Origin of the sequence: Streptomyces sp. IBSNAI002, assembly GCF_052244475.1 — a bacterium.
Classification (GTDB): Bacteria; Actinomycetota; Actinomycetes; order Streptomycetales; family Streptomycetaceae; genus Streptomyces.
In genome coordinates this window covers 7704115-7730969 of the sequence record NZ_JBQPXG010000002.1, presented here as the reverse complement: position 1 = coordinate 7730969, position 26855 = coordinate 7704115, and the positions used below count along the sequence as shown (strand labels likewise).

General features: G+C 72.2%; 27 protein-coding genes. 13 read left to right on the top strand and 14 right to left on the bottom strand.

What is annotated here, in order from left to right:
* Window positions 1–41: 41 nt before the first annotated feature.
* From ACTVZO_RS35840 to ACTVZO_RS35825, 4 genes are all read left to right on the top strand, one after another.
* Window positions 42–539: a SigE family RNA polymerase sigma factor gene (locus tag ACTVZO_RS35840; RefSeq protein ID WP_443302306.1), complete on the top strand. Its 498-nt coding sequence runs from the start codon at window positions 42–44 to the stop codon at window positions 537–539.
* Window positions 532–951: a hypothetical protein gene (locus ACTVZO_RS35835; protein ID WP_443302305.1), complete on the top strand. Its 420-nt coding sequence runs from the start codon at window positions 532–534 to the stop codon at window positions 949–951. Before ACTVZO_RS35840 ends, ACTVZO_RS35835 begins: the two co-directional genes overlap by 8 nt.
* A gap of 106 nt (window positions 952–1057) precedes the next feature.
* A complete protein-coding gene (locus ACTVZO_RS35830) occupies window positions 1058–2260 on the top strand; it encodes a mannosyltransferase family protein (RefSeq protein ID WP_443302304.1) in 1203 nt (400 codons plus the stop codon).
* 34 nt (window positions 2261–2294) lie between these two features.
* Window positions 2295–3038 carry a tyrosine-protein phosphatase gene (locus tag ACTVZO_RS35825; RefSeq protein ID WP_443302303.1) on the top strand — a complete coding sequence of 248 codons (744 nt, stop codon included), beginning with the start codon at window positions 2295–2297 and terminating at the stop codon, window positions 3036–3038.
* A 99-nt stretch (window positions 3039–3137) separates the two neighbouring features.
* Here the strand turns inward: ACTVZO_RS35825 and ACTVZO_RS35820 are convergent, their stop codons facing one another.
* Window positions 3138–3515: a PRC-barrel domain-containing protein gene (locus tag ACTVZO_RS35820; protein ID WP_443302302.1), complete on the bottom strand. Its 378-nt coding sequence runs from the start codon at window positions 3513–3515 to the stop codon at window positions 3138–3140.
* A 111-nt stretch (window positions 3516–3626) separates the two neighbouring features.
* On the opposite strand from ACTVZO_RS35820, the gene ACTVZO_RS35815 reads away from it, so the two are divergent.
* Window positions 3627–3842 carry an antitoxin MazE7 gene (locus ACTVZO_RS35815; protein WP_443302301.1) on the top strand — a complete coding sequence of 72 codons (216 nt, stop codon included), beginning with the start codon at window positions 3627–3629 and terminating at the stop codon, window positions 3840–3842.
* A gap of 2 nt (window positions 3843–3844) precedes the next feature.
* On the opposite strand, the gene ACTVZO_RS35810 is transcribed toward ACTVZO_RS35815, so the two are convergent.
* The 6 genes from ACTVZO_RS35810 to ACTVZO_RS35785 form a co-directional block, all read right to left on the bottom strand.
* Window positions 3845–6742, bottom strand: a complete 2898-nt coding sequence (locus ACTVZO_RS35810) for a glycoside hydrolase family 2 TIM barrel-domain containing protein (RefSeq protein ID WP_443302300.1) — start codon at window positions 6740–6742, stop codon at window positions 3845–3847.
* Window positions 6743–6778: 36 nt separating this feature from the next.
* Window positions 6779–7756 (bottom strand): hydroxyacid dehydrogenase, encoded by a 978-nt coding sequence (locus ACTVZO_RS35805; protein WP_443303375.1) that lies wholly within the window; start codon window positions 7754–7756, stop codon window positions 6779–6781.
* 74 nt (window positions 7757–7830) lie between these two features.
* Entirely contained in the window at window positions 7831–8601 is a 771-nt protein-coding gene (locus ACTVZO_RS35800; protein WP_443302299.1) for a carbohydrate ABC transporter permease, read from the bottom strand.
* Window positions 8602–8618: 17 nt separating this feature from the next.
* Window positions 8619–8762 carry a hypothetical protein gene (locus ACTVZO_RS35795; protein WP_443302298.1) on the bottom strand — a complete coding sequence of 48 codons (144 nt, stop codon included), beginning with the start codon at window positions 8760–8762 and terminating at the stop codon, window positions 8619–8621.
* Window positions 8759–9688: a carbohydrate ABC transporter permease gene (locus tag ACTVZO_RS35790; RefSeq protein WP_384215496.1), complete on the bottom strand. Its 930-nt coding sequence runs from the start codon at window positions 9686–9688 to the stop codon at window positions 8759–8761. The genes ACTVZO_RS35795 and ACTVZO_RS35790 overlap by 4 nt, the downstream gene beginning before the upstream one ends.
* Window positions 9689–9869: 181 nt before the next feature.
* Window positions 9870–11189, bottom strand: a complete 1320-nt coding sequence (locus ACTVZO_RS35785; RefSeq protein WP_443302297.1) for an ABC transporter substrate-binding protein — start codon at window positions 11187–11189, stop codon at window positions 9870–9872.
* A gap of 298 nt (window positions 11190–11487) precedes the next feature.
* Between ACTVZO_RS35785 and ACTVZO_RS35780 the strand changes: the two genes are divergently transcribed.
* Window positions 11488–11991: a hypothetical protein gene (locus ACTVZO_RS35780; RefSeq protein ID WP_443302296.1), complete on the top strand. Its 504-nt coding sequence runs from the start codon at window positions 11488–11490 to the stop codon at window positions 11989–11991.
* 543 nt (window positions 11992–12534) lie between these two features.
* Window positions 12535–12783 carry a hypothetical protein gene (locus tag ACTVZO_RS35775; protein WP_443302295.1) on the top strand — a complete coding sequence of 83 codons (249 nt, stop codon included), beginning with the start codon at window positions 12535–12537 and terminating at the stop codon, window positions 12781–12783.
* 49 nt (window positions 12784–12832) lie between these two features.
* On the opposite strand, the gene ACTVZO_RS35770 is transcribed toward ACTVZO_RS35775, so the two are convergent.
* Entirely contained in the window at window positions 12833–13792 is a 960-nt protein-coding gene (locus tag ACTVZO_RS35770) for a LysR family transcriptional regulator (RefSeq protein WP_443302294.1), read from the bottom strand.
* A 183-nt stretch (window positions 13793–13975) separates the two neighbouring features.
* On the opposite strand from ACTVZO_RS35770, the gene ACTVZO_RS35765 reads away from it, so the two are divergent.
* Window positions 13976–17452 (top strand): M28 family peptidase, encoded by a 3477-nt coding sequence (locus tag ACTVZO_RS35765; protein WP_443303374.1) that lies wholly within the window; start codon window positions 13976–13978, stop codon window positions 17450–17452.
* 104 nt (window positions 17453–17556) lie between these two features.
* Here ACTVZO_RS35765 and ACTVZO_RS35760 read toward each other — a convergent pair whose 3' ends face one another.
* Entirely contained in the window at window positions 17557–17847 is a 291-nt protein-coding gene (locus tag ACTVZO_RS35760) for a hypothetical protein (protein ID WP_443302293.1), read from the bottom strand.
* A gap of 107 nt (window positions 17848–17954) precedes the next feature.
* Window positions 17955–18866 carry a transcriptional regulator CynR gene (cynR, locus tag ACTVZO_RS35755; RefSeq protein WP_443302292.1) on the bottom strand — a complete coding sequence of 304 codons (912 nt, stop codon included), beginning with the start codon at window positions 18864–18866 and terminating at the stop codon, window positions 17955–17957.
* A gap of 124 nt (window positions 18867–18990) precedes the next feature.
* On the opposite strand from cynR, the gene ACTVZO_RS35750 reads away from it, so the two are divergent.
* Both ACTVZO_RS35750 and cynS read left to right on the top strand, forming a co-directional pair.
* Window positions 18991–19584: a carbonic anhydrase gene (locus tag ACTVZO_RS35750; protein ID WP_443302291.1), complete on the top strand. Its 594-nt coding sequence runs from the start codon at window positions 18991–18993 to the stop codon at window positions 19582–19584.
* Between the two features lie 67 nt (window positions 19585–19651).
* The gene (gene cynS, locus ACTVZO_RS35745; RefSeq protein ID WP_443302290.1) at window positions 19652–20122 is read left to right on the top strand and encodes a cyanase; all 471 of its coding nucleotides are present in this window, start codon (window positions 19652–19654) and stop codon (window positions 20120–20122) included.
* A 200-nt stretch (window positions 20123–20322) separates the two neighbouring features.
* Here cynS and ACTVZO_RS35740 read toward each other — a convergent pair whose 3' ends face one another.
* The 3 genes from ACTVZO_RS35740 to ACTVZO_RS35730 all read right to left on the bottom strand — a co-directional run bounded on the left by ACTVZO_RS35740 (window position 20323) and on the right by ACTVZO_RS35730 (window position 21578).
* Entirely contained in the window at window positions 20323–20733 is a 411-nt protein-coding gene (locus ACTVZO_RS35740) for a rodlin (protein ID WP_443303373.1), read from the bottom strand.
* Window positions 20734–20905: 172 nt separating this feature from the next.
* The gene (locus ACTVZO_RS35735) at window positions 20906–21085 is read right to left on the bottom strand and encodes a hypothetical protein (protein WP_443302289.1); all 180 of its coding nucleotides are present in this window, start codon (window positions 21083–21085) and stop codon (window positions 20906–20908) included.
* Window positions 21086–21155: 70 nt separating this feature from the next.
* Window positions 21156–21578: a YciI family protein gene (locus tag ACTVZO_RS35730; protein ID WP_443302288.1), complete on the bottom strand. Its 423-nt coding sequence runs from the start codon at window positions 21576–21578 to the stop codon at window positions 21156–21158.
* 124 nt (window positions 21579–21702) lie between these two features.
* Here ACTVZO_RS35730 and ACTVZO_RS35725 point away from each other — a divergent pair, with 124 nt between their 5' ends.
* Entirely contained in the window at window positions 21703–22134 is a 432-nt protein-coding gene (locus ACTVZO_RS35725) for a GNAT family N-acetyltransferase (RefSeq protein WP_443302287.1), read from the top strand.
* 151 nt (window positions 22135–22285) lie between these two features.
* Complete coding sequence (locus ACTVZO_RS35720) at window positions 22286–23008, top strand: hypothetical protein (protein WP_443302286.1); 723 nt, start codon at window positions 22286–22288, stop codon at window positions 23006–23008.
* Here the strand turns inward: ACTVZO_RS35720 and ACTVZO_RS35715 are convergent.
* Window positions 22944–23654 carry a lysophospholipid acyltransferase family protein gene (locus tag ACTVZO_RS35715; protein ID WP_443302285.1) on the bottom strand — a complete coding sequence of 237 codons (711 nt, stop codon included), beginning with the start codon at window positions 23652–23654 and terminating at the stop codon, window positions 22944–22946. The genes ACTVZO_RS35720 and ACTVZO_RS35715 overlap by 65 nt on opposite strands.
* 269 nt (window positions 23655–23923) lie before the next feature.
* Here ACTVZO_RS35715 and ACTVZO_RS35710 point away from each other — a divergent pair, with 269 nt between their 5' ends.
* The gene (locus ACTVZO_RS35710) at window positions 23924–26830 is read left to right on the top strand and encodes a discoidin domain-containing protein (RefSeq protein WP_443302284.1); all 2907 of its coding nucleotides are present in this window, start codon (window positions 23924–23926) and stop codon (window positions 26828–26830) included.
* Window positions 26831–26855 lie beyond the last annotated feature (25 nt).

The following is a 26855-nucleotide window of genomic DNA, read 5'->3' as shown; positions in this document are numbered from 1 at the left end:
TATGCCTGGTGAGAGGGACACATGGAGTTCGGGAGCGATTTTTGACCGTCGAGGAGTTCGAACAGTTCTACGCACAGGCGGCGGGTCGGCTGACGGGGCAGTTGTACGTCATGCTCGGCGACCACCACGAGGCGCAGGACGTGGTGCAGGAGGCCTTCGTCCGGGGCTGGGGCAGACGCCGTCAGCTGGACCGCGACGGCCGGCCCGAGGCGTGGATCCGCACCGTCGCCTGGCGGCTCGCGGTGAGCCGGTGGCGCGTGCGCCGTCGCAGTGCCGAGGCCTGGCAGCGCACCGCCCCCGTCGGCCATGTGGAGGGTCCGGGGCCGGAGGCGGTCGCCCTCGTCGACGCGCTGCGGCAGCTGCCGCTCAAGCAGCGCCGGACGATGGCGCTGCACTACGTGTGCGATCTGACGGTCGAGCAGATAGCCGCCGAGACCTCTCTGTCCTCGAGCACGGTCAAGACCCACCTGTCCCGCGGCCGGGCCGCCCTCTCCCACCGGCTGCAGGACCCCCGCATTGAGGAGGCACCCGATGCATGACACCCAGGATCCGCTGCGGTCCCTGTTCCGGGAAGCCGCTTCCGCCGGGCAGAGCGGTGCGGTGCTCCCGCCCGTCTCCGACATCGCCCGGCGAGGTGAGCGGACCCGGCGGCGCAGGATCGTCTCCGTCGCGGCCGCCTGCCTCCTGGTCATCGGCGGAACCGGTACCGCCCTGGCCACGCTGCTGCCGCACGACACGCAACCCGTCCTCCCGGCGACCAGCCCCTCTCCCGGGCCGCCGTCCCCCGTCCCCACCTCCCAGGGCCCGTCGGCCGAGCCCTCCTCCACGGCGGGCATGTCCCGCCGGCCGCCCCAGAGCACGTCGACGTCGACGTCACCGGGCCCCCCGCCGGCCACGGGCACCTCGGGCGCGCAGACCTCCTCCCTGGCCACGTCCCGCCCGCCCCGGTAGCCCTTCCCCTCTCCCCTTCCAGCGCTTGAGCGGACACCGGCCCCGGAACCACGGCCGGCGGTTCCGCACGCCTTCGCACGCCTTCAGCCGAGCAGGAGATCCCCTGATGTCCGTTTCCGCCCCGCCCCGGCCCGTCGAGGTCCCCCTCCGGCCCGCCGTGCGCCGTCCGGTGCTCGGGTGGCGCCCCGCCCCTGCGGACCGCGAAGTGCTGTGGCTCTACCTGCTGACCCGCGTCGGCCTGTGGACCACCGCGGGAGCCGTCCGCTGGCTGTTCCCCTCCGACGGCCAGGCCCGGGAGCCCAAGTCGTTGCTGTCGCCCTGGCAGCAGTGGGACTGGGTGCACTACCTCCACATAGCCGAGGACGGCTACTTCCCCGGCCAGGCCGGCCCCTGGACGGCGGGCTGGGACAACCGGGAGGCCTTCCTCCCCGGTTTCCCCCTCACCCTGCGCGCCGTCCACACGGTGGTCCCTGACTGGGCCGCCGCGGGATTGCTGATCTCGTTCGTCGCGGGCGGAGTCGCCGTCCTGGCCCTGGCCCGCATCGCCCGCCACCACCTGCCCGACCCGGACGCGGGCCGCCGTACGGTGCTCTTCCTGCTGCTGTCCCCGTGCGCCGTGTTCCTCGCCGCCGGCTACACCGAGGCCCTGTTCCTGGCGCTGGCCCTGCCCGCCTGGCTGGCCGCCCAGAACCGGAACTGGCCTGCCGCCGCCGTGCTGGCCTGTCTGGCCTGCTCCGTACGCGTCACGGGGCTCTTCCTCGCGGCCGCGCTCGCCCTGCACTTCGTCCTGACCGCCCGGGACCGCCGGGCCTGGCGTTCGGCGCCGTGGCTGCTCCTGCCCGCCCTGTCCCCCGTCCTGTACAGCTGGTTCCTGCAGGCGCGGACCGGGGACTGGATGGCGTGGAAGCACGCCCAGGAACGCGGCTGGTACCGGGACTTCCACGCGCCGTGGGACGCCTGGGCCAACACCTGGGAGGCGGCCTTCGGCGGCCTCCACCCCACCGGCTACGCCCTGATGTGGCAGGCCGAGCTCCTGGCCATGCTGACCGGGGTGGTGCTCCTGGCCCTGCTCGTCCGCCGCCGCCGCTGGCCCGAGGCCCTGTACACCGTGCTCACCCTGTGGGCTCTGGGCACGTCGTACTGGTACACGTCCGTGCCCCGTTCCACCCTGCTGTGGTGGCCGCTGTGGATCGGCCTCGCCTCCTGGAGCCTGCGCCGCCCCCAGGTGCTGACGGCGTACCTGTGCGTCGTCGCCCCGCTGGGCACCGTGGTCGCCGTCACCTTCCTCACCGGGCGGTGGGCGGGCTGACCCGTCCGAACGGTCACGGAATAGAGTGCCGTCCGTGGACAGACACATATCTTTCGAACGGCTGCACAACTTCCGTGACCTGGGCGGCTATCCGGCCGCGGACGGCCTGACGGTGCGCTGGGGCCGGCTGTACCGGTCCGACTCCCTCGGCAAGCTGCGCGGCGCGGACTGGGAGCGCTTCCTCGAGCTCGGCGTCGGGGCCGTCATCGACCTGCGGTACTCCTGGGAGATCGACGCGAAGGGCCGGGTGCCCGAGCACCCGTCACTCGCCTACCACCACCTCAGCATCGAGCACCGCCCCTACGACCAGGCGGCCCTCGGCCCGGACGTCGAGACCGGCCCCTACCTCGCCGAGCGGTACCTGGAGGTCGCCCACGACGGCGTCGGCGAACTGCGCACGGCCCTGGAGGTGATCGCCACCCAGGAGGCCCCGGTGGCCTTCCACTGCGCGTCCGGCAAGGACCGCACCGGTCTGCTCGCGGCCGTGGTCCTGGACCTGCTCGGGGTCCCGGAGGAGGTCGTCGTCGAGGACTTCGCCCTCACCGGGCTCGCGACCGGCCGGCTGCTCGCGGACTGGCGGGCGGACCACCCCGGCCAGGAACCCTCCTGGCCGGGATACGGACAGGCCCCGGCCGAGGTGATGCGCCTGTTCCTCGCAGCCCTGCCCCGCGAGCACGGATCCGTACGGGCCTACGCCGCCGACCTGTTGGGCGCGGACGACGCCCTGGTGGCGGCCCTGCGCGCGAACCTGCTCGAACCCGCCCGGCAGAACGCCTGACGCCGCCCTCCCCGGAGGGCCGTCGTCCCGGTCCTGGTTCCTAGGGCCTGTCGTCAAACTCCCGTCTGCCCCGCGACGACGGGAGTTTGACGACAGGCCCTAGACGCGGTTCCCGCCGAACGGACCGCCGAACGGGCCCACGGCCCAGTAGGTGACCAGCGCTTCGCGGTAGCCCGGATCGCCGAGGTGCCGCTCCCGGAGGAACTCGGGAGCGGCCTTGATCTGCTGCCTGGTCCCGTCCACGTACACCGTCCGGGTCTCCGGGTCGACGCGGGTCACCGCGCCCGCCGGGACGAGGACCTCCCTGCCGAAGATCCACACACCGGTGTCGACCACCAGATAGGCGTCGCCGGCCGCGTCGTTGTGCTGGGCGACCTTTCCGATGCGGCCGTCCGTCGCCTCGACCGCATAGCCCGTCAGATCGGTGCCGGCCAGGTGCCCTGAGGCCGGCCGGAAACTCCACACATGCTCCGTCACGCGAAACAGCTCCTCCGGTCGGGCGGACGGCGGGCAGGTCACCCCCTCGCCTGCCCGGTGAGCGCATCCGTAACCACCCCGTCGGCACCTCGGACGGCGCATACTCGGACCATGGCTGACACCACCACAGTCGAGGTCGACACCGATGTCCACGACCGCCTCGCCGCGCTCGCCGCGGCCCGTGGACTGAGCCTGCGCGCGTACCTGGCCCAACTCGCCGCCGCCCAGGAGAACGAGGCCGCCCTCGACCGTGCCGCCCGGGCCTTCGACACGGCGGTGGCCCGGCCCGGTTTCCGCGAGGGCTTCGCCCGCGACTTCGCCGTCTGAGGTCAGCCCGCCGGGGCGAAGCCGAGCCGCAGCGCCGTCGGCCGGGCCCGCAGCACGTGCTCGGGCAGTTGACCCGGCCCGCACGAGGCCGTGCCGAGACCGTGGTGTGCGGCGTCGAGGTGGACGTGGACCCGGTCGCCCGCCGTGAGGTCGGTGGTGTGCCGGGCGGCGGCGAGCGCGGCCTGCGTCCAGCGGCGGACGGTCAGGTCGTACCAAGGCGCCCCGGTCACCAGCAGCCCGCCGCCCGCCCCGTCCAGCCGGGCCCAGCGCACCTGGTGCCGGTTGCCGTTCTCCTGCGGACGCACGTACGGGGTCTGCCACGAGTCGACCGTGTGCCGGTGGAGTCCCAGCCGGGCCGCGGCCGCCGAGTCGCGGTACGCCTCTCCCGGGCCGAGCCCGTACCACTCGACGGTGTCGATCCAGCCGGGCAGGGCCGTGCGCAGTCCGATGCGCGGGAGCGGACCCGGCCAGTCCCCCTCGGGCACGACGGTGAGGTCGAGCCACAGGGTGGAGCCGTCGGTGTGCCAGACGCAGGTGGTGCGCATCGCGGCGTCGGTGCCCGCGGGCGCCACCCGGGTGGTCACGGTCAGGGCGTCGTGGGAGGGGTCCACTGCGGTCACCCGGGCGGTGAGCCGGTGCAGTCCGAGGGCCTGCCAGCCGTCGGCCTCCCGGGCGCCGAGGCGGTCGTTGTCCGTGGGCGCGCGCCACAGTTCGAGGGCGGGCGGGTCGAGCGGCATCCCGCCGACGGCGCGCAGCCTCCCGGTGGCGGCGTCGAACCGGCCGGGCCCGACCAGCAGCTCGGAACCCTGCCGGGACAGGGGTGCGCGCCTGCGTCGCGGCGGCGGCGCGGGGGCCGTCACCGCCTGGCCCCAGGCGATCTCGTGGCCCGCCCCGGCCCAGGGCTCGTCCCGGGCGAGGCGGGCGGTGACGGTGAAGGTCCGTTCGGTGTCCTTCGCGGGCGGCAGCGGGGGCCACGGCAGGAGGATGTGCTCGCCGGCCCGCAGGACGGGGACCGGCAGCGGGCCCTGCGCGAGGAGTTCGCCCTCGGCCTCGGCCCGCCAGTCGAAGCGGAGGTGCGCGGTATCGCGGAAGTCGTGCCCGTTGCGGATGAGGATGCTCTCGCCCGCCGGGTCCGGGTCGATGGCGACGGGCTCGATGACCTTCTTGTACTCGGCCAGGCCCGGGGAGGGGGTCCGGTCGGGGAAGAGGAGTCCGTCGGCGACGAAGTTGCCGTCGTGGACGGTCTCCGCGAAGTCGCCCCCGTACGCGTGGCGGGTGCGCCCGTCCTCGGTGCGCCGGGCGATGCCGTGGTCGATCCACTCCCACACGAAGCCGCCCTGCAGGCGCGGGTACCGCTCGAAGAGACGCTGGTACTCGGACAGTCCGCCGGGTCCGTTGCCCATGGCGTGCGCGTATTCGCACAGGACGAAGGGCAGGGCGCGGCGGTGCGCGTCGAGCGCCGGGTCCGCGGTGGCCGGTTCCTCGCCCCGGCCGATCAGTTCGGTCTCGGCGTGATCGGCGTACATCCGGCTGTAGACGTCCGTGTAGCCGCTGTCCTGGTCGCCCTCGTAGTGCAGGGGCCGCGAGGGGTCCCTGCGCCGGGTCCAGGCGGCCATGGCTGCGAGGTTCCGGCCGGTGCCGCTCTCGTTGCCGAGGGACCACATGATCACGCTGGGGTGGTTCTTGTCGCGTTCGACCGTGCGGCTCATCCGGTCGAGGTACGCCTCCCGCCAGCGCGGGTCGTCGCTCGGGTCGGCACGCCGTCCGAGGGGCTCGAACCCGTGCGTCTCCAGGTCGCATTCGTCGACGACCCACAGGCCGAGTTCGTCGCACAGGTCCAGGAAGGCGCTGTCGGGCGGGTAGTGGCTGGTGCGGACGGCGTTGATGTTGTGCCGTTTCATCAGCAGCACGTCGCGGCGCATGGTCGCGTACGAGAGGGTGCGGCCGCTGTCGGGGTCCCATTCGTGCCGGTTGACCCCGCGCAGCAGCAGCGGACGGCCGTTGACGCGCAGCAGTCCGTCCTCGACGGCGACGGTGCGGAAACCGATGCGGATCCGGACGCGTTCGCCCGCGGTGACGAGTTCGCCCTCGTAGAGGTGCGGCTGTTCGGCGGTCCAGGGCACGACGGCGGGGAGGGTGTGCGGGCCGGCCGGGTCGGCGCCGTGCAGGCCGAGCGCGGGGACGTGGAGGCGGGCGGCGGCTCCCGAGGTCTCCACGCGGAGGGTGCCCCGGCCGGTGGTGTGCTCGTAGTCCGCGTGCACGAAGACGTCGTCGAGGCGCTGCCCGGGCCGGGCGAGGAGGCGGACCGGCCGGAAGATGCCGGACAGCCACCACATGTCCTGGTCCTCCAGGTAGCTGCCCGCGGACCACTGGTGCACGCGGACGGCGAGGACGTTGCGGCCGGGGCGCAGGGCGCCGCCGGCGTCGAACTCGGTGGGCAGCCGGCTGCCCTTGCCGTCGCCGAGGCGCTGCCCGTTGAGCCAGACCGCGAAGCAGGAGTCGACGCCCTCGAAGCGCAGGACGGTGCGGTCGGCGGGCCAGGGCTCGGGGAGGGTGAAGGCACGGCGGTATTCGCCGGTCGGGTTCTCGTCGGGGACGTGCGGGGGGTCGATCGGGAAGGGGTAGGTGACGTTGGTGTAGGCGGGTGCGCCGTGGCCGTGCAGCTGCCAGCAGGACGGTACGGGCAGCTCGTCCCAGGTGTGGTCGTCGAAGCCGGGGTCCTCGAATCCGGGGCTGAGGTCGTGGAGTCCGGCGGCGAGCCGGAAGCGCCAGGGCCCGTCGAGTGCGAGGGCCGGGGCGTCGGAGCGGAGCGCCGCCCGGGGTGCGAGCCGGCCGGAGCCGGGCGCCCGGTCTTCGACGTACGCGGTGTGGGGCGTGGGGGTGTGGGCGGTGCTGGTCATGGGCTGGCCGTTCTCCTACGGGATGTCGTGCCGGGGTCACGCCGAGCGCAGCAGCTCGTCCGGGCCGACGCCGTGGGCGAAGGGGCGGCCCTGCGCGTAGCGTTCCACTTCGTCGATCGCCCCGTGCGTCATACGGGTCAGCTCGTTGCCCAGTGAGCCCGCGATGTGCGGGGTGAGGAGCACGTTGGGCAGGGTGTAGAGGGGCGAGCCGGCGGGCGGTTCCTCGGGGTCGGTGACGTCGATGACGGCATGGATGCGGCCGGTCCGCAGCTCGGCCACGAGGGCGTCGGTGTCGACGAGGGAACCCCGGGCGGTGTTGACGAGGGTGGCGCCGTCGGCGAGCCGTCCGAGCAGTTCCGCATCGAACATGCGGTGGGTCTCGGGGAGTTGGGGTGCGTGGATGGAGACCACGTCGCTGCGCGAGACGAGTTCTCCGAGCGGGAGGGGGCGCACGCCGAGGGCGGCGGCCTCCGCCGGGTCCACGTACGGGTCGTACAGCAGCACGTCGAGGTCGAAGGGGCGCAGCAGTTCGATGACGCGGCGGCCGATGCGGGAGGCTCCGACGATGCCCACGGTGCGGCGGTAGTTGCCGTGTCCGGCGAAGTACGGCAGGAGTTCGTACGCCGACTGCTCGCGGCGGTAGCGCCGGGCGCTCTCCAGGACCCGCTTGTTCGCGAACAGGATGGCGGCGAGGGTGAACTCGGCCACCGGCCGGGCGTTGGCGTCCGCGGCGGAGGAGACGACGATGCCCCGCTCCCAGACGGCCGGGGTGACGTGGTGTTTGACGGACCCGGCGGCGTGGACGACGGCCTTGAGCGCGGGCAGCCGGCGCAGCGCGTCCTCGTCGAGGACCGGGGACCCCCAGTGGGTGAAGAGGACCTCGGTGCGGGCGAGCAGCTCCGGGTCGGCGGCCCGGTAGTCGGTGACGAGCAGTGCGGGGTCGGTGTCCGCGATGCGGGGCAGCCGCTCGAACGCGGCGGCTTCGAGGAGGGTGCGGTGGATGGTGTCACCCATGGCGAGCAGGGTGCGCGGGGGCGCGGCGGCGGCCGGGTGCCCGGGGCGGCGTACGGGGGCGGTGGTGGTCACGGTCACTTCACCGCGCCCGCGGTGAGGCCCGAGCGCCAGAAGCGCTGGAGGCAGAGGAAGGCCACGGCGAGCGGGAGGACGGAGACCAGGGAGCCGGTGATGAGCAGGGCGTACTGCTCGGGGTACTGGGTCAGGGTGGCGTTCCAGTTGAACAGGCCGAGTCCCACCGGGTAGAGGTCGTGGTCGTTGAGCATGACCAGGGGGAGGAAGAAGCTGTTCCAGCTGCCGGTGAAGGAGAAGAGGAAGACGGTGACGAAGGCGGGTGCGAGCATCGGCAGGGCGACGGAGCCGAAGATGCGCAGTTCGCCGGCGCCGTCCATGCGGGCGGCCTCCAGGGTCTCGCCGGGGACGTAGCCCTCGGAGAAGATCCGGGAGAGGTAGACGCCGAAGGGGCTGACCAGGCCGGGGATCAGGATGGCCCAGTAGCTGTTGACGATGCCGACCTTGGAGGCGAGCAGGTACATGGGCAGGGAGATGACGGTGGCGGGGACCAGCAGGCCGAGGAGGATGAAGCCGTACAGCTTCTCCTTGCCCCGGAAGTCGTACGTGTCGAAGGCGTAGCCGGCGCCGAGGCTCAGCAGGGTCGAGGCGAGGGACCCGAGCACGGAGTAGACGAAGCTGTTGAACAGCCAGCGTCCGAAGATGCCGTCGTTGTACGTGAACAGGTCACCGAGGTTGGCGAACAGGTTGAAGTCGCCGAGGGCGAAGCCGGGCTTGCCGAAGAGGTCCGCGTTGTTCTTGGTCGCGGCGAACAGCAGCCAGGTGAGCGGCATCAGCGTGTAGAGCGCGATCAGGACGAGGAGGCCGTTGACCGCGGCTTTCGAGGCGAGGATCCGGCCGCCGGTGCGCGGGCGGCGCGGCGGGTGCGGGGGCGGCGGCGCGGGGTGCCGTCGGGCGCGGGGGGCGTGGTCTTGTCCACGGTGAGGGTGCTCATGCTTCCTTCCACCGGTTTCCGAGCCTGGTGACGACGAAGGACAGGAGGGCGCCGAGCAGGGCCAGGATGAGCGAGGCCGCGGCGGCGATCCCGTAGTCGTGCTTGGAGAAGGCGGCCTGGTAGATGAACATCGTCGGCGACCACTCGGGCGACAGGCCGGTGGCGTCGTAGCGGAAGGTCTCCGGCTCGGTGAACAGCTGGATGGCGCCGATGCAGGTGAAGAGGGTGGTGAGGACCACCGAGGACCGGATCATGGGGATCTTGACGGACAGGGCGGTGCGCAGGGCGCCGGAGCCGTCGACGATCGCGGCCTCCAGTGTCTCGCGGGGGATCGCCTGCAGGGCCGCGTAGAAGATCACCATGTTGTAGCCGATCCACTGCCAGGTGGTGGCGTTGACCATCGAGAAGAGGATGGCGTCGTCGCCGAAGAAGTCGACTTCGGCGCCGGCCCAGTCGAGGAACTGGTGGACGGGGCTGAGGCCGGGGGTGTAGAGGAACACCCAGATGATGGCGGCGATCAGTCCGGGCACCGCGTGCGGCAGGAAGACGGCGAGCTGGAAGAACCGCTTGGCACGGGCCAGGGCCGAGTCGATGAGCAGGGCCAGGACCAGGGCCCCGCCGATCATGACGGGGATGTAGACCGCGCAGTACACCGCGATGTGCAGGAAGCCCGTCTGCAGGGCGGGGGCGGTCAGTGCCCGGACGTAGTTGTCGATGCCGCTGAAGAAGGTCTGCGTACCGCCGAAGCCGAGGCCGGAGGACTGCTCACGGAACAGGCTCAGGTAGGCCGCGTACCCGATGGGCACGACCATGACGGCGAGGAAGAGCAGGACGAACGGTCCGATGAGCAGGGCGGCGGCGGTGCGCTGACCGCGCCGGCTGCGGCCTGGGCGCCGTGTGCTGCTGGGGGCGAGCGGTGCTGTCACCGGGGCACCTCCGGGGCCGGGGAAAGGACGGGCGGGGAAAGGACGGGCGAGGGAAGGGGAGTGCGGAACGGGCGGGGAAGGGGAGTGTGGAACGGGCGAGGGGGTGTTGCGGGCCCGGCGGTGCGGCGCGGTGCGGTGCGGTGCGTGCGTGCGCCTGCCGGGCCCGGCCCGTGCGCTGCCTCTACTTCGCGAGCTTCAGACCCCGGTCGTTGATCAGCTTCTCGGCCGTGGCCTGCGCCGTGTCGAAGGCGGCGGCGAAGTTGCCGTCCTGGGCCTTGGCGAGGGCCGCGACGAGTTCGACCGAGGTCGCGTTGTGCACCGGGCTCCAGACCCAGCCGGTGGCTATGTTCGGGACCTGCTCGGAGGCCGTGGCGTAGATGTCCTGGCCGCCGTAGAACTTGGTGTCGAAGGAGGCCTTCGCCGCCTCGCGGAGCGCCTCGTCCGCGGGCATGGCGCTGGAGGTGCCCATGCTCAGCCGGGCCTTGACGGCCTCCGGGCTGGTGGTGGCCCACTTGATGAACTCGGCGGCGGCCTCCGCCTTCCTGCTGTCCTTGATGACGGCGAAGGAGGAGCCGCCCACCATGCCGATCTTGCCGTCACCCCAGCCGGGGAGTGCGACGGAGGCCCACTTGCCCTCCTGCTTCGCCTGCTCGGTCTTCAGGCTGCCCGCGCTCCAGGAGGCGCCGAGGCGGGTGTAGACCTTGTTCTCGGCGGCCGCCTTGGTCGATTCCGGGCTCCACGCCTTGTGGTTGAACACCAGGTCGTTCTTGACCAGGTCGCCCCAGTACGCGGCGACCTTCTTGGTGGCGGCGTCGTTGATGTCCACCTTCCAGGCGTCGCCCTCGGTGCCGTACCACTTGGCACCGGCCTGCTGGGCCAGGCCCGCCCAGGTCGCGGCCTCGTCGCCCCAGAACGAGGTGATGCGCGCCTCGGGGTCGGCCTTCTTGATCTCCTCTGCGGCCGTTCTGAACTCCGCCCAGGTCTTGGGGACGGCGATCTTGCGCTGCTCGAAGAGGTCCTTGCGGTAGTAGAGCATCTGCGGGCCCACGTCGAAGGGCGCCGCCCACTGCTTGCCGCCGAGGGTGACGAGGGCCTGCACCTGGTCGGGCTGCTTCTTGACGGTGGGTCCGAGCAGCTTGGAGGAGTCGGCGAGCAGTCCCTGGGTGACGAGGTCGGGGACGGCCTGGTACTCGACGTTCATCACGTCGGGGCCGTTGCCCGCCTTCACGGCGGCGGCGAGCTTGTCGTAGCCGCCGGACTGGCCCGCGGGCACTTCGGCGAACTTGACCTTGATGGTGTCGTGGCTCGCGTTGAAGGCCTCGGCCGTCTGCTTCGTGCCCGGCATCCAGGACCAGTAGGTGATCTCCACCGGCTGGGCGGCGGTACCGCCCGCGGCCTTGCCGGAGCCGTCGCCGTCACCGCAGGCGGTGGCCAGAAGCCCCAGGGCGGCGAGGGGCGCGGTGGCGGCGGCTACGCGGAACGAACGTGAAGTGCGCGACATGGCACGGCTCCTACGGGGCTGCGTACGGAAGGAGTGGGGTGAACGGGCACCATCGTTTGTCCGAAACCGATCACAGTCAAGGGTGAACGCACATAACAATCGAGTAGTCAGACCGTTTTCCCGGGATATCGATCGAGACGCTCAATACGTTCACCTCGAACGGCAAAGGGCGGCTTCAAGCCAGTCTTTGAGCTGCACCTGACAATTCAAGGTCCCTGTGCCACTCTCCGTGACGCACTCCCGCGAGGCCTCCGGGCCCTCGCATCACCCCCACAAGGACGTGGCAAGGAGGAGCGACATGAGGCACATCCCCACCCTCACAGGACTCGCCGCACTGGCGATCGCGGCAACCGTCGCCGGTACGACGGCGGCGATCGCGGCAGGCCCCACCGCCGACCAGAAGGCGGACGGGGTCATCGTGGTCGCGGGCAGCACCTGCACGTGGACCAACGCGAGCACCAGCGCCGTCCCGCCGGACGCCCTCACCGTCGACCGCACCACGATCAACAAGCCCGGCGGCAACCTCGCCTGCAACGGCGGCATCACCGCCACCCTCAACAACAACCCCGCCTTCACCTTCGATGACGCCGGCGCCGTGGCACACACGGACGCCATCGACATCACGGGCAGGCAGAGCTTCATCTCTTGCCGGTACAAGGCGACGAATCTGGTGTGGGACCAGGACGGAACCACCCGGAAGTACACCAACAGGCCCTTCACGGCCACCAAGACCTCGGGCAGCTTCCTGTGCCCGGGATCGGTCACCACCGCGGCCGGGGACGCCTCCATGCTGTTCCACTGAGCACGGCCCGCGCCCGGCCCGGCCCCGTCCGCGCACGCTGCGGACGGGGCCGGGCCTCCCCCGCACGTGCGGAGCAGTGGCCCGTGAACTGCCGTCAGCCCGGCTCCCGGGCCCGGTGGTTCGGGGTTTGCGCGGCCGCGATCCGAAGATCTACCTTCTCGCTACGTGACCATGCCACGCAGGACGATCGTCAAGGGAATGGCTGCCGCGCCGTTCGTCACGGCCGCGGGTGCCGCCCTCGCACCCGCCCCGGCCGAGGCGGCCACCATCACCCCGGGCCAGTTCACGCTCGGGCATCACGCTGCTGCGCTTCTCGGCGATCGGCCTCGACCGCGCCTCCAGCCCGGACAGCCTCACCGTGGGCGAGTACGCGAAGAGCCTGACCAGCCCCGCGGTGGACTACTCGGGGTCCGGCTGGAACGGCAACGGAACGACGGTGACCCTGCCCAAGATCGTCCGCTGGCCGCTCGACCACACGACCCGGGGCCTCGCCTCCACCGCGGCCACCGAGGCCGTCACGGTCAAGCAGGGCAAGGCCCAGGCGTGGTCTCGCGGAAGAGCAGGCACTACCTGTCGGCGAGCGACGGCCCGGCCTCCAACGGCAGCCTGCGTACCGTCGTGTCCGGCGCCGACACGCCCTCCACCGTGGTCCGCCTCGGCAAGGGCTGCGAGGACCTCAGCTTCCACAGCGCCGATGCCGCCGACTGGGCCTACCGCGAGTCCGTGGTCTGGAACCTGAGCGAGTACGCGGACCGCCGCGACGTCTACGCGGTCTTCGCCGACGGCTCCTGAGACGGCTCCCCGCGCCCTCGGCCCACCCCCGCGGTGCGTCCGCGGCCGCTCAGTCGAGGAGCGGATGCACCTCCGGATGGGCGTCCCACCACTCCTTGTGGAAGGCGTGGTTGGCGACATTGGCCAGATGGGCCTGGGCCGCGGCGCGGTAGAGCCGTTCCGCCTGGCCGGCCGAGACCGCGGAGCGGTTCCATGCGAGCCTGATCCGGCCTGTGACGGGCGACCCGGCCAGCGGCCGCATCACCGTCCCCGCCGCCGGCGGGGCCGTCGGCTGGCTGAGCGAGACGGCCCGCCCCGCCGCGATCAGGTCGTAGTGCATCTTGCGGTCGGTGATCCGGTACCGCAGTGACGGGACGAACCCGGCCTTCGCGCAGGCGGCGACCAGGGCCTCCGGGCCGCCGTCGTCGTCCTCCACCAGCGTCATCCACGACTCGCCGGCGAGGTCGGCCAGTTCGATGCGGTCCGAGCCCGCCAGCGGGTGCGCCGCCGACAGCCGGATGCAGAACGGCTCCCTGGGGACGAGCGTCCGCGCCAGGGTCCCCTCCGGCAACGGCACCTCGTGCTCGTTGACCTCCCCGTACACGATGGCGTCGTACCGTCCGGCGCCGAGCATCCGGGTCAGCGCGGTCACCGAGTCCTCGAGGTCCACGGTGATCTCCTGGCCGGACATCGACCGGTCGGTCTCGGCGAGCAGCCCGTCCAGCAGGACGAGCAGGATGCAGCCCAGGCGCAGCGGGGTGCCGGTGGCGATGGCCCGCGCCTCCGCGCCCAGGGCCTCCATCTCGCCGAGCACCCGGCGCGCCTTGGCGAGGACGAACTGGCCGAGCGCCGTGGGCTCCACTCCGTTGCGGCCCCGTACGAACAGCTCGCCGCCGGTGACCCGTTCGATGCGGCGCAACTGCGCCGAGAGCGCGGGCTGGGACACCCCGAGCCGCCGTGCCGCGCCGCCCAGACTGCCCGCCTCGGCGATCCGGCAGACGGCCTGCAGATGCCTCAACTCCAGCTGCATCCGGGCAGCGTACGCAGCGGGCCGCCGCCACACCATAACTCCGCACTTATGCCTGCCGAGATGTCCCATTTCCGTCATGTCCACGCTCATACTCGGCCGCGAACGAGCACACACTCCCCCACCCACCCCCCACGATCGGAGTGGACGTTGCAGCCCACCAGATGGACGGCGGCCGTGGCAGCGATGGCGCTGACCGCGAGTCTCGCCGGCACCCTGGCCGGGACGGCAGCGGCAGCGCAGCAGGCGCAGCCCGCACCGTCCCCGCAGGACACCCCGGCCGCCCGCGCGGTCGCCGCCGCCGACCGGGCCGTCGACAGCGGTCTCGACTCCCTGGTCAACTCCTCGCAGGAGCAGTACGAACGACGCCGGGTCACCCCCTGGGTCAAGGACCTCTACTCGGTGGCGTACGAGCGCAGCTACCGCGGCCTGCCGGTCGTCGGCGGCGACGCGGTCGTGCTCGCCGACGGCGAGGGCAGGGTACGGGCCCTCCAGTCGGCCTCCTCCGTACGGATCGAGGTGGCGACCCGGCCGACCGTCGGCGCCGAGGACGCCGAGACCGCCTCACGGGCGCGGCTGGCCTCCGTCGACAAGGTCGACAGCAGCCGGCTGGTCGTGCGGCTCAAGGACGACAAGCCGGTGCTGGCCTGGGAGACCGTCCTCTCGGGCCGGACCCGAACAGCGCCGAGCAAGCTGCACGTCTTCGTGGACGCACGCACCGGCGCCTTCGTGGACAGCTACGACGACGTGGTCGCCGGCAGCGGCAGCAGCAAGTGGAACGGACCCGGCCCGCTCACCATCGACACCACCAACTCCGGTTCCTCCTACACCCTGCGCGACCCCAACCGCACGGGCCTGAGCTGCGCGGACTACAGCACCGGGACGGTCTTCACGAAGTCCTCCGACTCCTGGGGCACCGGCAACCCCACGAGCAAGGAGACGGGCTGCGTCGACCTGATGTTCGCCGCGCAGAAGCAGTGGGACATGCTCGGCCAGTGGCTGGGCCGCAACGGCGTCAGCGGCAACGGGCGCACCTTCCCGGCCAAGGTCGGGCTGAACGAGCTCAACGCCTACTGGGACGGCAGCTCGGTCACCATCGGGCGCAACAGCGCGGGCGAATGGATAGCGGGCGTCGACGTGGTCGCCCACGAGTACGGGCACGCCATCGACAGCAACACCCCCGGCGGGACGGGCGGCCAGGAGGCGGGGCTCGGCGAGGCCACCGGTGACATCTTCGGCGCCCTGACCGAGGCGTACATCAACCAGCCGGCCCCGTACGACACCCCGGACTACACGGTCGGTGAGGTCATCAACCTCCAGGGCCGGGGCCCGATCCGGAACATGTACAACCCGGCGGCCGTGAACAACGACCCGGCCTGCTACAGCTCCGCGATACCCGGCACCGAGGTGCACGCGGCCGCGGGCCCGATGAACCACTGGTTCTACCTGCTCGCCGAGGGCACCAACCCGGGCGGCGGCAAGCCCGCCAGCAGCACCTGCAACCAGACCACGCTGACCGGTGTGGGCGTCCAGAACGCCGGCAAGATCTTCTACGGCGGCATGCTGCTCAAGACGAGCGGCATGTCGTACAAGAAGTACCGTACGGCGACGCTCGGTTCGGCGAAGTCCCTCGACGCCACCTGCGGCCTCTTCGACAAGACGAAGGCCGCCTGGGACGCCATCAGCGTGCCCGCGCAGGCGGCCGACCCGACCTGTACCCCGAGCGGCCAGAACAACGACTTCTCGCTGGCGCTGAACCCGTCCTCGGGCGCCGTCCAGCAGGGCGCCTCGGCCACCACCACGGTCGCGACCAGCGTCACGACCGGTGTCGCCCAGTCGGTGACGCTCACGGCGAGCGGTCTGCCCGCCGGGGTGAGCGCCTCCTTCAACCCGGCCACCGTCCAGGCCGGCCAGTCCTCCGTACTGACGCTGACAGCCACCGCCAACGCGGCGCCCGGCACCTCCACGGTCGTGGTCAGGGGGCAGGGCACCGCCCTCTCCCACACCGTCGACTACACGCTGAACGTCGGCGGTACCCAGCCCGGCAACGACCCTCCGGACATCAGCGTCGCCAACGTGCGGGCCCACCTGACCCAGTTGAACACCATCGCCTCCCAGAACGGCGGCAACCGCCGTGCGGGCAGCGCCGGCTACACCCAGTCGCTGGCGTACGTGAAGGGCAAGCTGACGGCCGCCGGGTACACCGTCACCGAGCAGAACTGCTCCTCCTGCACCTACCCGTCCAACAACCTGATCGCCGACTGGCCCGGCGGCCCCGCCGACCAGACGGTCGTGTTCGGCGCCCACCTCGACGGAGTCGCGGCCGGCCCCGGCATCAACGACAACGGCTCGGGCTCCGCGACCCTGCTGGAGAACGCCCTCGTCCTCGCCCAGCAGAACCCGACCATGACCAAGCACGTCCGGTTCGCCTGGTGGACCGACGAGGAGCAGGGCCTGAACGGCTCCGAGTTCTACGTGAACCAGCTGACCGCAGCCCAGCGTTCGGCCATCAAGGGCTACTACAACTTCGACATGGTCGGCTCCACCAACGGCGGCTACTTCGTCAACAACCTCAACTCCGCCACCGCCGCGCCCCTCAAGGCGTACTGGACCTCGCTGAACCTCGCGCCGGAGGAGAACACCGAGGGCCAGGGCCGCAGCGACGACTACTCCTTCCAGCAGGCGGGCATCCCCACCTCCGGCTACGCGGCCGGCGCCAGCGCCCGCAAGACCTCGGCGCAGGCCGCCAAGTGGGGCGGCACCGCGAACGCGGCGTACGACCCCTGCTACCACAGCTCCTGCGACACCACGAACAACATCAACGCCACCGTCCTGGACCGCAGCGCCGACGGCGTCGCCTACGCGCTGTGGAAGCAGGCCGTCGGCGGTGAGACGCCCGCACAGGACTTCTCCCTGGCCACCAGCCCGTCCGCGGGCACCGCGGCTCCCGGCGGCTCCACCTCCGCCACCGTGAACACCCGGACCGTCAGCGGCGCCGCCCAGACCGTGGCCCTGTCGGTCTCCGGGGCCCCGGCTGGGGTGAGCGCCACGCTCAGCCCGGCGTCCGTACAGTCCGGGAGCCCCTCGGCCCTCTCCGTGCAGGTCGGCGCGAGCACCGTGCCCGGTACCTACACCCTGACGGTCACGGGGTCCGGAACCGTCAGCCACACCACCACCTACACGCTGACCGTCAGCGGTGGCGGCGGCACCTGCACCCCGCGCCAGCTCGTGGCCAACGGCGGCTTCGAGAACGGCAGCAGCCCGTGGTCCGCGACCGCGGGCGTCATCACCAGCCAGTCCGGCCAGGTCGCGCACTCCGGCCGGTACATGGCCTGGCTGAACGGCTGGGGATCGTCCCACGCGGACAGCGCCGCTCAGTCCCTGACCGTCCCGGCGGGCTGCACCTCGTACCGGCTCTCCTTCTTCCTCCACATCGACACGGACGAGAACGAGAACGTCGTCTACGACCGGCTCACCGTCTCGGTGGGCGGCCAGACCCTGGAGACCCTCTCCAACCTGGACGCCAACACCGGCTACGCGCAGAAGACGTACGACCTGGCCCGGTTCGCCGGGCAGACGGTCAGCCTGCGGTTCGACGGCGCGGAGGACCAGTCCCTCCAGACGTCGTTCGTGGTGGACGACGTCACCGTCCAGGTGAGCTGACCCCGCCCCCTCACCGAAACACCTGAACACCGGGCTCCTCCCCCACCCGGGGGGAGGAGCCCGCCGCGTCACGGCATGGCCGGTTCCGCTCCGCCCACGTCCCCCTACGGCCGTCGGCCCGGCGCCCCCTTCCCGGTCTCCGGGGCGATCAGGGCCGTCATTCCGGGGTCCAGCTCCGAACCGTCCACCAGTACGGCCTCGACCGTGCGGGTGGCCGGGTCGATGTCGGCCTCCATCCCCTCCCCCACGTAGCGGGGGTAGCCGGAGGCGCCGGTCCTGCCCGTCGCCTCGACCACCGCCGATCGCAGGGGGTGGTCCGCCCTGGGTGCTCCGCTCCGGTTCTTGACGTGCTCGGGTACCAACAGGATCTCGAAGCGCTGCGGCTCGGTGGTCATGTCCCGACGCTAGACACCGCCGCTCCGGCCAGGCAAGGACCCGCAGGCCCTGCCGGGAGCACGGCGGGCAAAAGTCACGAGGTCGGCTCTGTGGCCGGGTCGGCGCGTTACGCCGGACGGTAGCCGCGGGCGCGCACGAGTTCTCGGAGGAGTCCGGTGAAGGCTCGGGCAGCAGCGCTCTCGTAGGCACTGTCCCGGCGCAGGAGGGTGGCGGTGCGCGGCGGGAGGGCGGGGTCGAGCGGGACGCGCCGCAGGTGCGGATGGTCGTCGGTGACGGCGTCGGGCAGGACGGTGGCCAGCGGGGTGCGGCGGACGATCTCGGTGAGGGCCTGGACCGAGTTCGCCTCCACGGCGACGTGCGGCCGCACCCCGTGGGTGGCGAGGTAGGCGTCGACGTGGCCGCGCGTGGCGAAGTCCCCGCTGAGCAGGGCCAGTCGGCGCCGCGCCAGGTCCCGCACGGGGAGCGCCTCGCCGCCGGCCGGGTGGCCGGGGCCGGCATCCGCGGCGGTGACCAGGCCGAGGGTCTCGGTGAACAGCGGGGCGGCGGCGATGCCCGGCAGGTGCGGCCCCTGGAAGGCGAGGCCGAGGTCGTGCTCGTCGGCGAGCAGTCCGGCTTCGATGCGGTCCTGGGGCATCTCGCGGACGTCGAGGGTGATGCCGGGGTGGGCGGTGTGGAGTTCCGCCGTGAGCGGTCCCACGAGGTACGCGGTGAAGGTGGGGGTCAGGGCGAGGCGCACGTGACCGCGGGAGAGGTCGGCCAGGTCCGTGACGGCGCGCTCGGCCGCCGCCAGGTCGCGCAGCGCGCCGCGCGCGTAGTGCACGTAGGTGATGCCCGCGTCGGTGAGCCGGACGGCGCGGCCCGTGCGGTCCAACAGCTGGGCTCCCACGGTGTGTTCGAGTTGTTTGACCTGCTGGGAGAGGGTGGGCTGGGAGATCCGCAGCTCCTCGGCGGCGCGGGTGAAGCTGCCGTGCTCGGCGACGGCGATCAGATAGCGCAGGTGACGCAGTTCCAGGGCCATGGCGCCAACTATAGATGGAATCGATGGGTGGTATGGATATTGCGTCTTGGACACAATAGATGCAGCTCATGCATGGTGGAACACGTCAAGCCCCACGGGGCGCATCCCACCTCGGGGAGTGACCATGCACGATCTTTCCGACGGCGTCGCACGCTTCCAGCAGGAGGTCTTCCCGGCCAAGGCCCGCCTTTTCGCGGATCTGGCCGAGGCGCACCGGCCGGCGACGCTGTTCATCGGCTGCTCGGACGCCCGCGTGGTGCCGGAGCTCATCACCCAGAGCGAGCCGGGCGAGCTGTTCGTCATCCGCACCGCCGGAAACCTGGTGCCGGCCTACGGCCCCGGTGCGGACGGGGTGACGGCGAGCATCGAGTACGCCGTCACCGTCCTCGGCGTCACCGGCGTCGTGGTGTGCGGGCACTCGGCCTGCGGGGCGATGACCGCCCTGGCCGAGGGCACCGACCTGAGCGGCGCCGCCTCGGTGGCGGGCTGGCTGCGGCACGCGGACGCCTCGGTCGCCCGGACGGCGGGCACGGGGCCGGGCCGGGTGGCCGCGCTGGTCCGCGAGAACGTCCGCGCCCAGTTGGCGAACCTGGCCACCCATCCCTCGGTCGCCCGCGCCACGGCCGCCGGGAGGCTCAGCCTCCGGGGCTGGGTCTACGACATCCCCACCGGCGCGGTCGCCGAGGTGACCGGCCCCACGGCCGCCGCGGCCCGCTGAGCCCACGTCACCCCAGCACCCCTCCGAGCACCCCGCTCCCCCGACCCGTTTCCGGAAGGACACCCCCATGCCGCACGCCCAGCTCGACCCCGCCGCCCGCCAGGCCCTCGCCGTCACCGCCGTGGAGGCGAAGACCCGCAAGGACCTCTCCTGGCAGCAGCTCGCCGACTCCACCGGACTGTCGGTCGCCTTCGTCACCGCCGCCCTGCTCGGCCAGCACCCGCTGCCCGAGGCCGCGGCGAGGTCGGTCTGCGAGCTGCTGGGTCTCGACGAGGAGGCGGTCCTGCTGCTGCAGACCGTCCCGACCCGCGGCTCGCTCCCGGGCACCGTCCCGACCGACCCGACGGTCTACCGGTTCCACGAGATGCTCCAGGTGTACGGAACCACCCTGAAGGCCCTGGTCCACGAGCAGTTCGGGGACGGCATCATCAGCGCCATCAACTTCAGGCTGGACGTGCGCAAGGTGGCCGACCCGGAGGGCGGGGAGCGGGCCGTCATCACCCTGGACGGCAAGTACCTGCCGACCAAGCCCTTCTGACCGGGCCCCCTGCCAGAACGTCAGAGAGCCTCTCGCCGGCCGGGCGAGAGGCTCTGTGACGTGAGGACCGGTGCCCGTCCCGGTGGCCTGGGGGCCGCCGCACGTCCTGGGGTCGGATCCGCGGATCCGGGTGGAACAAGCCGGGGCCCCGTGGGCACTCGCGCGGGCGTCGGAGGCCCCGGCTCGCAGAGGGGACTGCGTCAGCTGCCGGCCGAGAGGTTGCCCGAGAGGAGCGAGATGTTGTCCAGGATGTGCGAGAGCGTCTCGTCGCCCTTGGCCTGGGTGGAGTTCTCGGTGCACTGCTGGTTCATCGGGTTGGACGCGACGTTGATGTCCTGGACACCGACGTTGATCAGCGCGACCAGCGACTGGGCGTTGACCTTGGCGGGCAGGCCGATGCAGGGCTTGTTCAGAGAGCCCTGGACCAGGCCGAGCTGCGGGCTCTGGTCGCCGTGGGTCTTCTGGTTGCCGTAGATCTGCTGGGCGCCGTTGCCGTTCACGGTGTTGATGCCGTTGTCGTTGCCGATGGCCATGGCCGGGGCGGCAAGAGCGGCGCCCGCACCGACGATGGAGGCGGTGGCGGCGGCGGTGGCCATGAACTTCTTGATCATCATTGGTCCTTCTGTTGCACGAGTGCACGGTGGTGAGCGCCTTGATCAACGGTCGGCCGCGCCGCGGGTTGCGGGAGTTCACCCGATCAGCCCCCCGAAGGACCCCGGGGAGGCGGACTGCCGCACGACGCCGCCGTGCCCCGCACGGGGCACGGCACCTTCTCGTCCGGGGCTACGCGGCGGGCACGACCGATGCGCGTATCGCCGCGGCCCACTCCGCGAGCAGCATGGCGTGCCGTACGCGCTCGGTGTCGGACAGGCGGCCTTCGGCGCGGGCGAAGAGGCCGCGGATATCGGCGTTGATCTCGGCGAGGGGACGCTCGGGGGCCGGTTGGGCAGGGGTCGGGCTCACATGATCAAGAGTAGGCGGTGCCACTGACAACGGTGACCGCCGTCCGGCATGCGGACGTCGCCGTCCGTGATCAGGACCCGGTGCCCTGCTCCGGGGCCTCTCCCACGGGGTGGACGACGACGGGATAGTTCGGCGCACCCTCGGGGACCGGGCAGGCGTAGGCGCGCCCGGCGATCTCGGCCGCCCGGTCGAAATCGGCGACGTCGACGACCCAGTACCCGGCGAGGACCGCGCTGGTTTCCCCGTACGGCACGTCGGAGACGTGCGGCGTGCCGTCGGCTCCGGCGGTCACCAGTCGGGCCTGGCGGGGTGCGGTGAGCCCCTGGCCGTCGACCCACTCGCCCGCCGCGACCAGCTCGGCGTTCAGCGCTTCCATGTGCTCGGCCATCGCCTTCAGGTCGGCCGGCGACCAGGCCGGGCTGTCGCCGCTCGCCTGGCCCAGCATGGCGTCGTAGTCGGCCTGCTTGCCCAGGAGCATCAGCATGAACTTCATGGGGTGCCCTTCCTTCCGCCCGCTGACAGCGGTCACTCCCATTCCGACACATCGGCGAAGACGACGCTAGACGGCGCTCCGTTCCGGACACTCCGGGAAATCCCGGTCCGCTTAGGCTGGCTCCATGAAGATCATCGACCTGGAACCCGGCGACGCGCGGCTCACCGACGACCTCCTGCCCGTGCTGCTCGAGCTCCGCCCGCACCTGACCGAAGACCTGTTCCGCTCGATCCTCGCGGAGGGGCAGAGCCAGGGCCTGCGCTTCACCGCGGCCTACGACGAGGACGGCGCGTGCGTCGGCGCCGCGGGCTGGCGGATCGTCGCGAACACCTACCTGGTCCGCAAGCTCTACGTCGACGACCTGGTGACCGCGGCCACCGCCCGCTCCACCGGCGTGGGCCACGCGCTGCTCGCGCACCTCGAGGAGCACGCGAGGGCGGCCGGCTGCACCACGCTCACCCTGGACTCCGGCACCCAGCGGACCGACGCGCACCGTTTCTACTTCCGCGAACGGATGGCCGTGACCGCCTTCAAGTTGGAGAAGCCCCTCACCTGAGCGCGGACGGCGGAAGGCGGAGGCGCAGGGACTCCGGCGGCTCCGGCGGCGTGACCGAACCGTCTCCGCTCCGATGCCTGACCGGCCTCGTCGGCGCGGTGCGTGCTTGTTAGGTTCCTCCCTCAGCTGACCTGGAGGAGAACCGATTCCCATGCCCCCATCCGCCGAACGCCGCCGGGCCCTGACCGCCGCGGCCGCGGCCGCCGTGCTGCTGGCGAGCCTGACCGGCCTGACCGGCTGCGGGGACAAGGACGGCAGGGCACCGGAGGCGACGCCCCCCTCCGGGCCCGCCCCGGCCGCGGCCTCCGCGGCGGCGGATCCGTCCGCCCCGCCGGCCTCCGCCTCCCCCTCGGCCCCGGTGTCCCCGTCCGCGCCGCCGGCCACCGCCCCGTCGGCGGCCCCGACGCGCGCCACGCCGCCCGCGGCCCCGACCCGGCTGCGGGCTGCGGTCGACACCCGGGGCGGCGGACTCGCCCTCGTACGCGGCGGCGCCGCGCAGGAGTTCACCGTCACCCTGCGGAACGGGAACTCCGCCGAGTACCGGCACCTGCTCGTCGCCTTCCAGATGGAAGCCCTCGTGGGCGAGCCGGGCGACCTGCCGGGCAGCGGGCCGGGCTTCGCGCTGGAGCGCTTCGACCCTGCGTCGGGCACCTGGCGCGCGGCGGCGCTGCGCGTCGCCAACGACCAGATGCCCGCGTCGATGCTCACCGGCGGCGGTCCGCTCGCCCGGGAGGGCGTACGGACCGAGCGCTACCGGCTGCGGGCGACCGCCGGCGGTCCCACCGGCAGCAGTCCGCTGGTGGTGTCCTTCATCGACACCGACGCCGACCGGCAGGCCGCGTCCCACGTGGTCCTGGCGCACACCACCCGCTGACGGGCTCGCCGAGCGTGAGCGCCGCCGTGCGCCAGGCGGCGGTCACCGCCTCGCGAGCCCGCTCCGTGGCCTCGGGCACCCGGTCGGGCAGGTGCAGCGGCGAGCCGATGTGCACGTGCAGACCGGGCCTGCGGAGCGGCGCGGTCAGGGCTCCGGCGAGCTGCTTGACCCGGCCGCCGGAGCACAGCCGGCGCGCACCGGCCTGGCCCACGGGCACCACCGGGGCGCCCGTCGCCGCGGCGAGCCGGGCCAGGCCGCTGCGGAAGGGGCCCGGCGCGGACTCCCCCGCGTCGCGGCGGCCGGGCAGCCCGCCTTCCCCGTAGAGCAGCACGCTGCGGCCCGCGGCGAGGGCGGCGGCGGCCGCGTCGAGCGAGTCGGCGGCGCGGTGGGTGCCGCGGTGGACGGCGATGTGCCCTTCGCGCCGCAGCGCGGCCCCGAGCAGCGGCACCCGCCACAGGCCGCCGGTGGCCAGGACGACCGGCTCGATCCCGTACCTGCGGAGGGCGGCGACCACCACCGCGGGATCGGCGAGCGAGGTGTGGTTGGCGACGAGGATGCTGCCCCCGGCGGGGCGCGCCCCGGGGTCGGCGGTGACCGTCAGGGTTCCGAAGGCGGGTACGACGGCGGCGGCGAATCGGCTGAGCATGGACGACCCCGTTCGGATGGCGCGGTGGTGGTGTGCTCCATGGTCGGCGGCCGTGGCGGCACGGTCATGAGTAGCCGTACTCACCGGGCGTGGGCGACGCGACGCGCACGTACCCATCGCCCCCACTCCATCGATGCACGGGTTTATTGCGATGCGAAGTCGATTTCTTGCGTACGTTCATGGACTTCCTTCCGGCGGAGTCGTAGCCTCCTGCGTTGAGCCGACTCGCCCCCCGCCCGCCGATCGAGCCCGCAAGGACGTGCCTGCCCATGTCCCAACCGCCGAACAGCCATGCCCCGAGCCCCGGACAGCTCCGCAGGATCAGACGGCGGGGCGCCGCCGTCTTCCTGGCCCTGTCCCTGACCGCGACCGCCGCGCTGACCGCCCTCACCCTCGGCAGCGCCCCCGCCGCGTACGCCGCGGGCGTGCCCGCTCCCTCGCCGATCGGCATACCGGGCCGCGGCGCCGACGTGCCGTTCACCGAACTGGAGGCGGAGTACGCGCAGTCCAACGGCACCCTGATCGGCCCCGACCGGTACTACGGCCACCTCCCCTCGGAGGCCTCGGGCCGGCAGGCGGTGACGCTGGATTCCGTCGGACAGTACGTGGAGTTCACTCTCACCGAACCCGCCAACGCCATGTCCCTGCGCTACAGCCTTCCCGACACGGCCGACGGGAAGGGGCGCGACGCCACCCTGGACGTGCGGGTGGGCGGCCAGTCGGTCCGCAGCCTGCCGGTGACCTCCAAGTACAGCTGGTACTACGGGGGCTACCCCTTCAACAACAATCCCGGGGACACCAACCCGCACCACTTCTACGACGAGTCGCGGACCCTGCTCGGTGCCACCTACCCGGCCGGTACGAAGGTCCGGGTGCAGGTGACCTCGACCGCGCAGTCCCCCAGCTTCACCGTCGACCTCGCCGACTTCGAGCAGGTCGCCCCGGCCGCCGGCAAGCCGGCCGGGGCCCTCGACGCCGTCGCGGACTTCGGCGCCGACCCCACCGGGGCCACCGATTCCACTGCCAGGATGCAGGCCGCGGCCGATGCCGGACGGGCGCAGGGCAGAGCGGTGTTCGTGCCGCCCGGCAGCTACACGCTCTACGACCACGTGGTCGTGGACGGGGTCACCGTCCAGGGTGCCGGCCCCTGGTACACGGTCTTCGGCGGACGCGACCCCGTGAACCGCAACCGGGCCGCCGGGTTCTACGGCAAGTACGTACCCGGCGGCGGCTACACCGGCCCGGTGCGGCCGCACGAGGCGAACGGACCGAGCAGAAACGTCACGCTGAAGGACTTCGCGATCATCGGCGACATCCGCGAGCGGATCGACGACGACCAGGTGAACGCCATCGGCGGTGCGATGTCCGACTCGACCGTGGACAACGTCTGGGTGCAGCACGTCAAGGTCGCCGCGTGGATGGACGGTCCGATGGACCGCTTCACCATCAAGAACAGCCGCTTCCTCGACATGACGGCCGATGGCGTGAATTTCCACACGGGTGTCACGAATTCTCGCGTCACCAACACCTTCGTGCGCAACGCCGGTGACGACGGACTGGCCTCCTGGCCGCAGGACAAGCCGAACGTCAACATCAGTTTCGACCACAACACGGTGGTCCTGCCGATCCTGGCCAACAACATCGTCACGTACGGCGGCAAGGACTTCACCATCTCGGACAACGTCATGTCCGACACCGTCAGCAACGGCGGAGGACTCCACATCGCCAACCGCTACCCGGGGGTGAGCTCCGGGAAGGGCACCGCGGTCGCGGGCACCATCACCGCGGCTCGCAACACCCTGATACGGGCCGGGAACAGCGACTTCAACTGGAACTTCGGCGTCGGCGCGATCTGGTTCTCCGGGCTGAACGAGCCGGTGCAGGGCGCGGCCATCACCATCTCCGACACCGACGTGCTCGACTCCTCCTACGCCGCGGTCCACGCGATCGAGGGCGCCGTCAGCGGGGTCAGCCTCACGAACGTGAACATCGACGGCGCCGGCACGTACGCCATCCAGGCGCAGTCGGCCCTCGCGATGAAGTTCACCAACGTCACGGCGAAGAACATCGCGCAGGCCGCGACCCCGATCCACAACTGCATCGGCGCCGGCCTCCAGATCACCGACGGCGGCGGCAACTCCGGCTGGAACACCGGCCAGACCTGCTCCGGTACCTGGCCCGCCCCGGTGTGGACGAACGGCGGTGTCCCCGGCGGCGGAGGCACCACACCACCGACCACTCCTCCGACCACTCCTCCGACCACCCCGCCCACCACTCCCCCGACGACCCCGCCGCCCACCACCCCGCCGAACGGCAACCTGGCGCAGGGCCGGCCCGCCACCGCATCCTCCTCGGTCCAGTCGTACAGCGCCGCGAACGCGGTGGACGGCAACGCCTCGACCTACTGGGAGAGCAACGGCAACTCCTTCCCGCAGACCCTCACCGTCGACCTCGGCGAGGCGAAGACGGTCGGCAAGGTCACGCTCAAGCTGCCGCCCCCGGCGGAGTGGGCGACGCGGACGCAGACCCTGTCCGTGCTCGGCTCCGCCGACGGCAGTACCTGGTCCACGCTGAAGGCGTCCTCGGCCGTCACCTTCAACCCCGCCTCCGGCAACAGCGCGACGCTCGCCTTCGACCCGGCCGGCGTGCGCCACGTCCGGGTGCACGTCACCGGGAACACGGGCTGGGCGGCCGGTCAGGTCTCGGAATTCGAGGTCTACGCCGCGGACGGCGGCCCGACGGCCCCGCCGAGCCCTCCGGCGGGCACCAACCTCGCCCTGGGGCGGGCCGCCTCGGACACCGGCCACAGCGAGGGGTACGCGGCCGCCAACACCACCGACGGCCAGGCGGGCACGTACTGGGAGAGCGCCAACCACGCCTTCCCGCAGTCCCTGACCGTGGACCTCGGCACCGAGCTGACGGTGGGCCGGCTGGTGCTCAGGCTCCCCGCCGCGTGGGGCAGCCGCACCCAGACCCTCTCGGTGCTCGGCTCCGGCGACGGCGCCGCGTGGTCCACGCTGAAGGCTTCCGCCGCGTACGCCTTCGCCGAAGGAGTCAACACCGTCACCATCCCCCTGCCGCCGACGGCAGGGGTCCGCCACCTGCGGCTCACGTTCACGGCGAACACGGGCTGGCCGGCGGGGCAGGTGTCGGAACTGGAGGCATACTCCTCGTAAACACCGCGCTGAATATGACCAAACG

What these genes read in the sequence shown, in the direction of transcription:
- ACTVZO_RS35835 (WP_443302305.1), top strand. Translation starts at nt 532, where the DNA reads ATGCATGACACCCAGGATCCGCTGCGGTCCCTGTTCCGGGAAGCCGCT.
- ACTVZO_RS35830 (WP_443302304.1), top strand. Translation starts at nt 1,058, where the DNA reads ATGTCCGTTTCCGCCCCGCCCCGGCCCGTCGAGGTCCCCCTCCGGCCC.
- ACTVZO_RS35815 (WP_443302301.1), top strand. Translation starts at nt 3,627, where the DNA reads ATGGCTGACACCACCACAGTCGAGGTCGACACCGATGTCCACGACCGC.
- ACTVZO_RS35810 (WP_443302300.1), bottom strand. Translation starts at nt 6,742, where the DNA reads ATGACCAGCACCGCCCACACCCCCACGCCCCACACCGCGTACGTCGAA.
- ACTVZO_RS35805 (WP_443303375.1), bottom strand. Translation starts at nt 7,756, where the DNA reads ATGGGTGACACCATCCACCGCACCCTCCTCGAAGCCGCCGCGTTCGAG.
- ACTVZO_RS35800 (WP_443302299.1), bottom strand. Translation starts at nt 8,601, where the DNA reads ATGCCGCTCACCTGGCTGCTGTTCGCCGCGACCAAGAACAACGCGGAC.
- ACTVZO_RS35795 (WP_443302298.1), bottom strand. Translation starts at nt 8,762, where the DNA reads ATGAGCACCCTCACCGTGGACAAGACCACGCCCCCCGCGCCCGACGGC.
- ACTVZO_RS35785 (WP_443302297.1), bottom strand. Translation starts at nt 11,189, where the DNA reads ATGTCGCGCACTTCACGTTCGTTCCGCGTAGCCGCCGCCACCGCGCCC.
- ACTVZO_RS35780 (WP_443302296.1), top strand. Translation starts at nt 11,488, where the DNA reads ATGAGGCACATCCCCACCCTCACAGGACTCGCCGCACTGGCGATCGCG.
- ACTVZO_RS35770 (WP_443302294.1), bottom strand. Translation starts at nt 13,792, where the DNA reads ATGCAGCTGGAGTTGAGGCATCTGCAGGCCGTCTGCCGGATCGCCGAG.
- ACTVZO_RS35765 (WP_443303374.1), top strand. Translation starts at nt 13,976, where the DNA reads ATGGCGCTGACCGCGAGTCTCGCCGGCACCCTGGCCGGGACGGCAGCG.
- ACTVZO_RS35760 (WP_443302293.1), bottom strand. Translation starts at nt 17,847, where the DNA reads ATGACCACCGAGCCGCAGCGCTTCGAGATCCTGTTGGTACCCGAGCAC.
- cynR (WP_443302292.1), bottom strand. Translation starts at nt 18,866, where the DNA reads ATGGCCCTGGAACTGCGTCACCTGCGCTATCTGATCGCCGTCGCCGAG.
- ACTVZO_RS35750 (WP_443302291.1), top strand. Translation starts at nt 18,991, where the DNA reads ATGCACGATCTTTCCGACGGCGTCGCACGCTTCCAGCAGGAGGTCTTC.
- cynS (WP_443302290.1), top strand. Translation starts at nt 19,652, where the DNA reads ATGCCGCACGCCCAGCTCGACCCCGCCGCCCGCCAGGCCCTCGCCGTC.
- ACTVZO_RS35740 (WP_443303373.1), bottom strand. Translation starts at nt 20,733, where the DNA reads ATGATCAAGAAGTTCATGGCCACCGCCGCCGCCACCGCCTCCATCGTC.
- ACTVZO_RS35730 (WP_443302288.1), bottom strand. Translation starts at nt 21,578, where the DNA reads ATGAAGTTCATGCTGATGCTCCTGGGCAAGCAGGCCGACTACGACGCC.
- ACTVZO_RS35725 (WP_443302287.1), top strand. Translation starts at nt 21,703, where the DNA reads ATGAAGATCATCGACCTGGAACCCGGCGACGCGCGGCTCACCGACGAC.
- ACTVZO_RS35720 (WP_443302286.1), top strand. Translation starts at nt 22,286, where the DNA reads ATGCCCCCATCCGCCGAACGCCGCCGGGCCCTGACCGCCGCGGCCGCG.
- ACTVZO_RS35715 (WP_443302285.1), bottom strand. Translation starts at nt 23,654, where the DNA reads ATGCTCAGCCGATTCGCCGCCGCCGTCGTACCCGCCTTCGGAACCCTG.
- ACTVZO_RS35710 (WP_443302284.1), top strand. Translation starts at nt 23,924, where the DNA reads ATGTCCCAACCGCCGAACAGCCATGCCCCGAGCCCCGGACAGCTCCGC.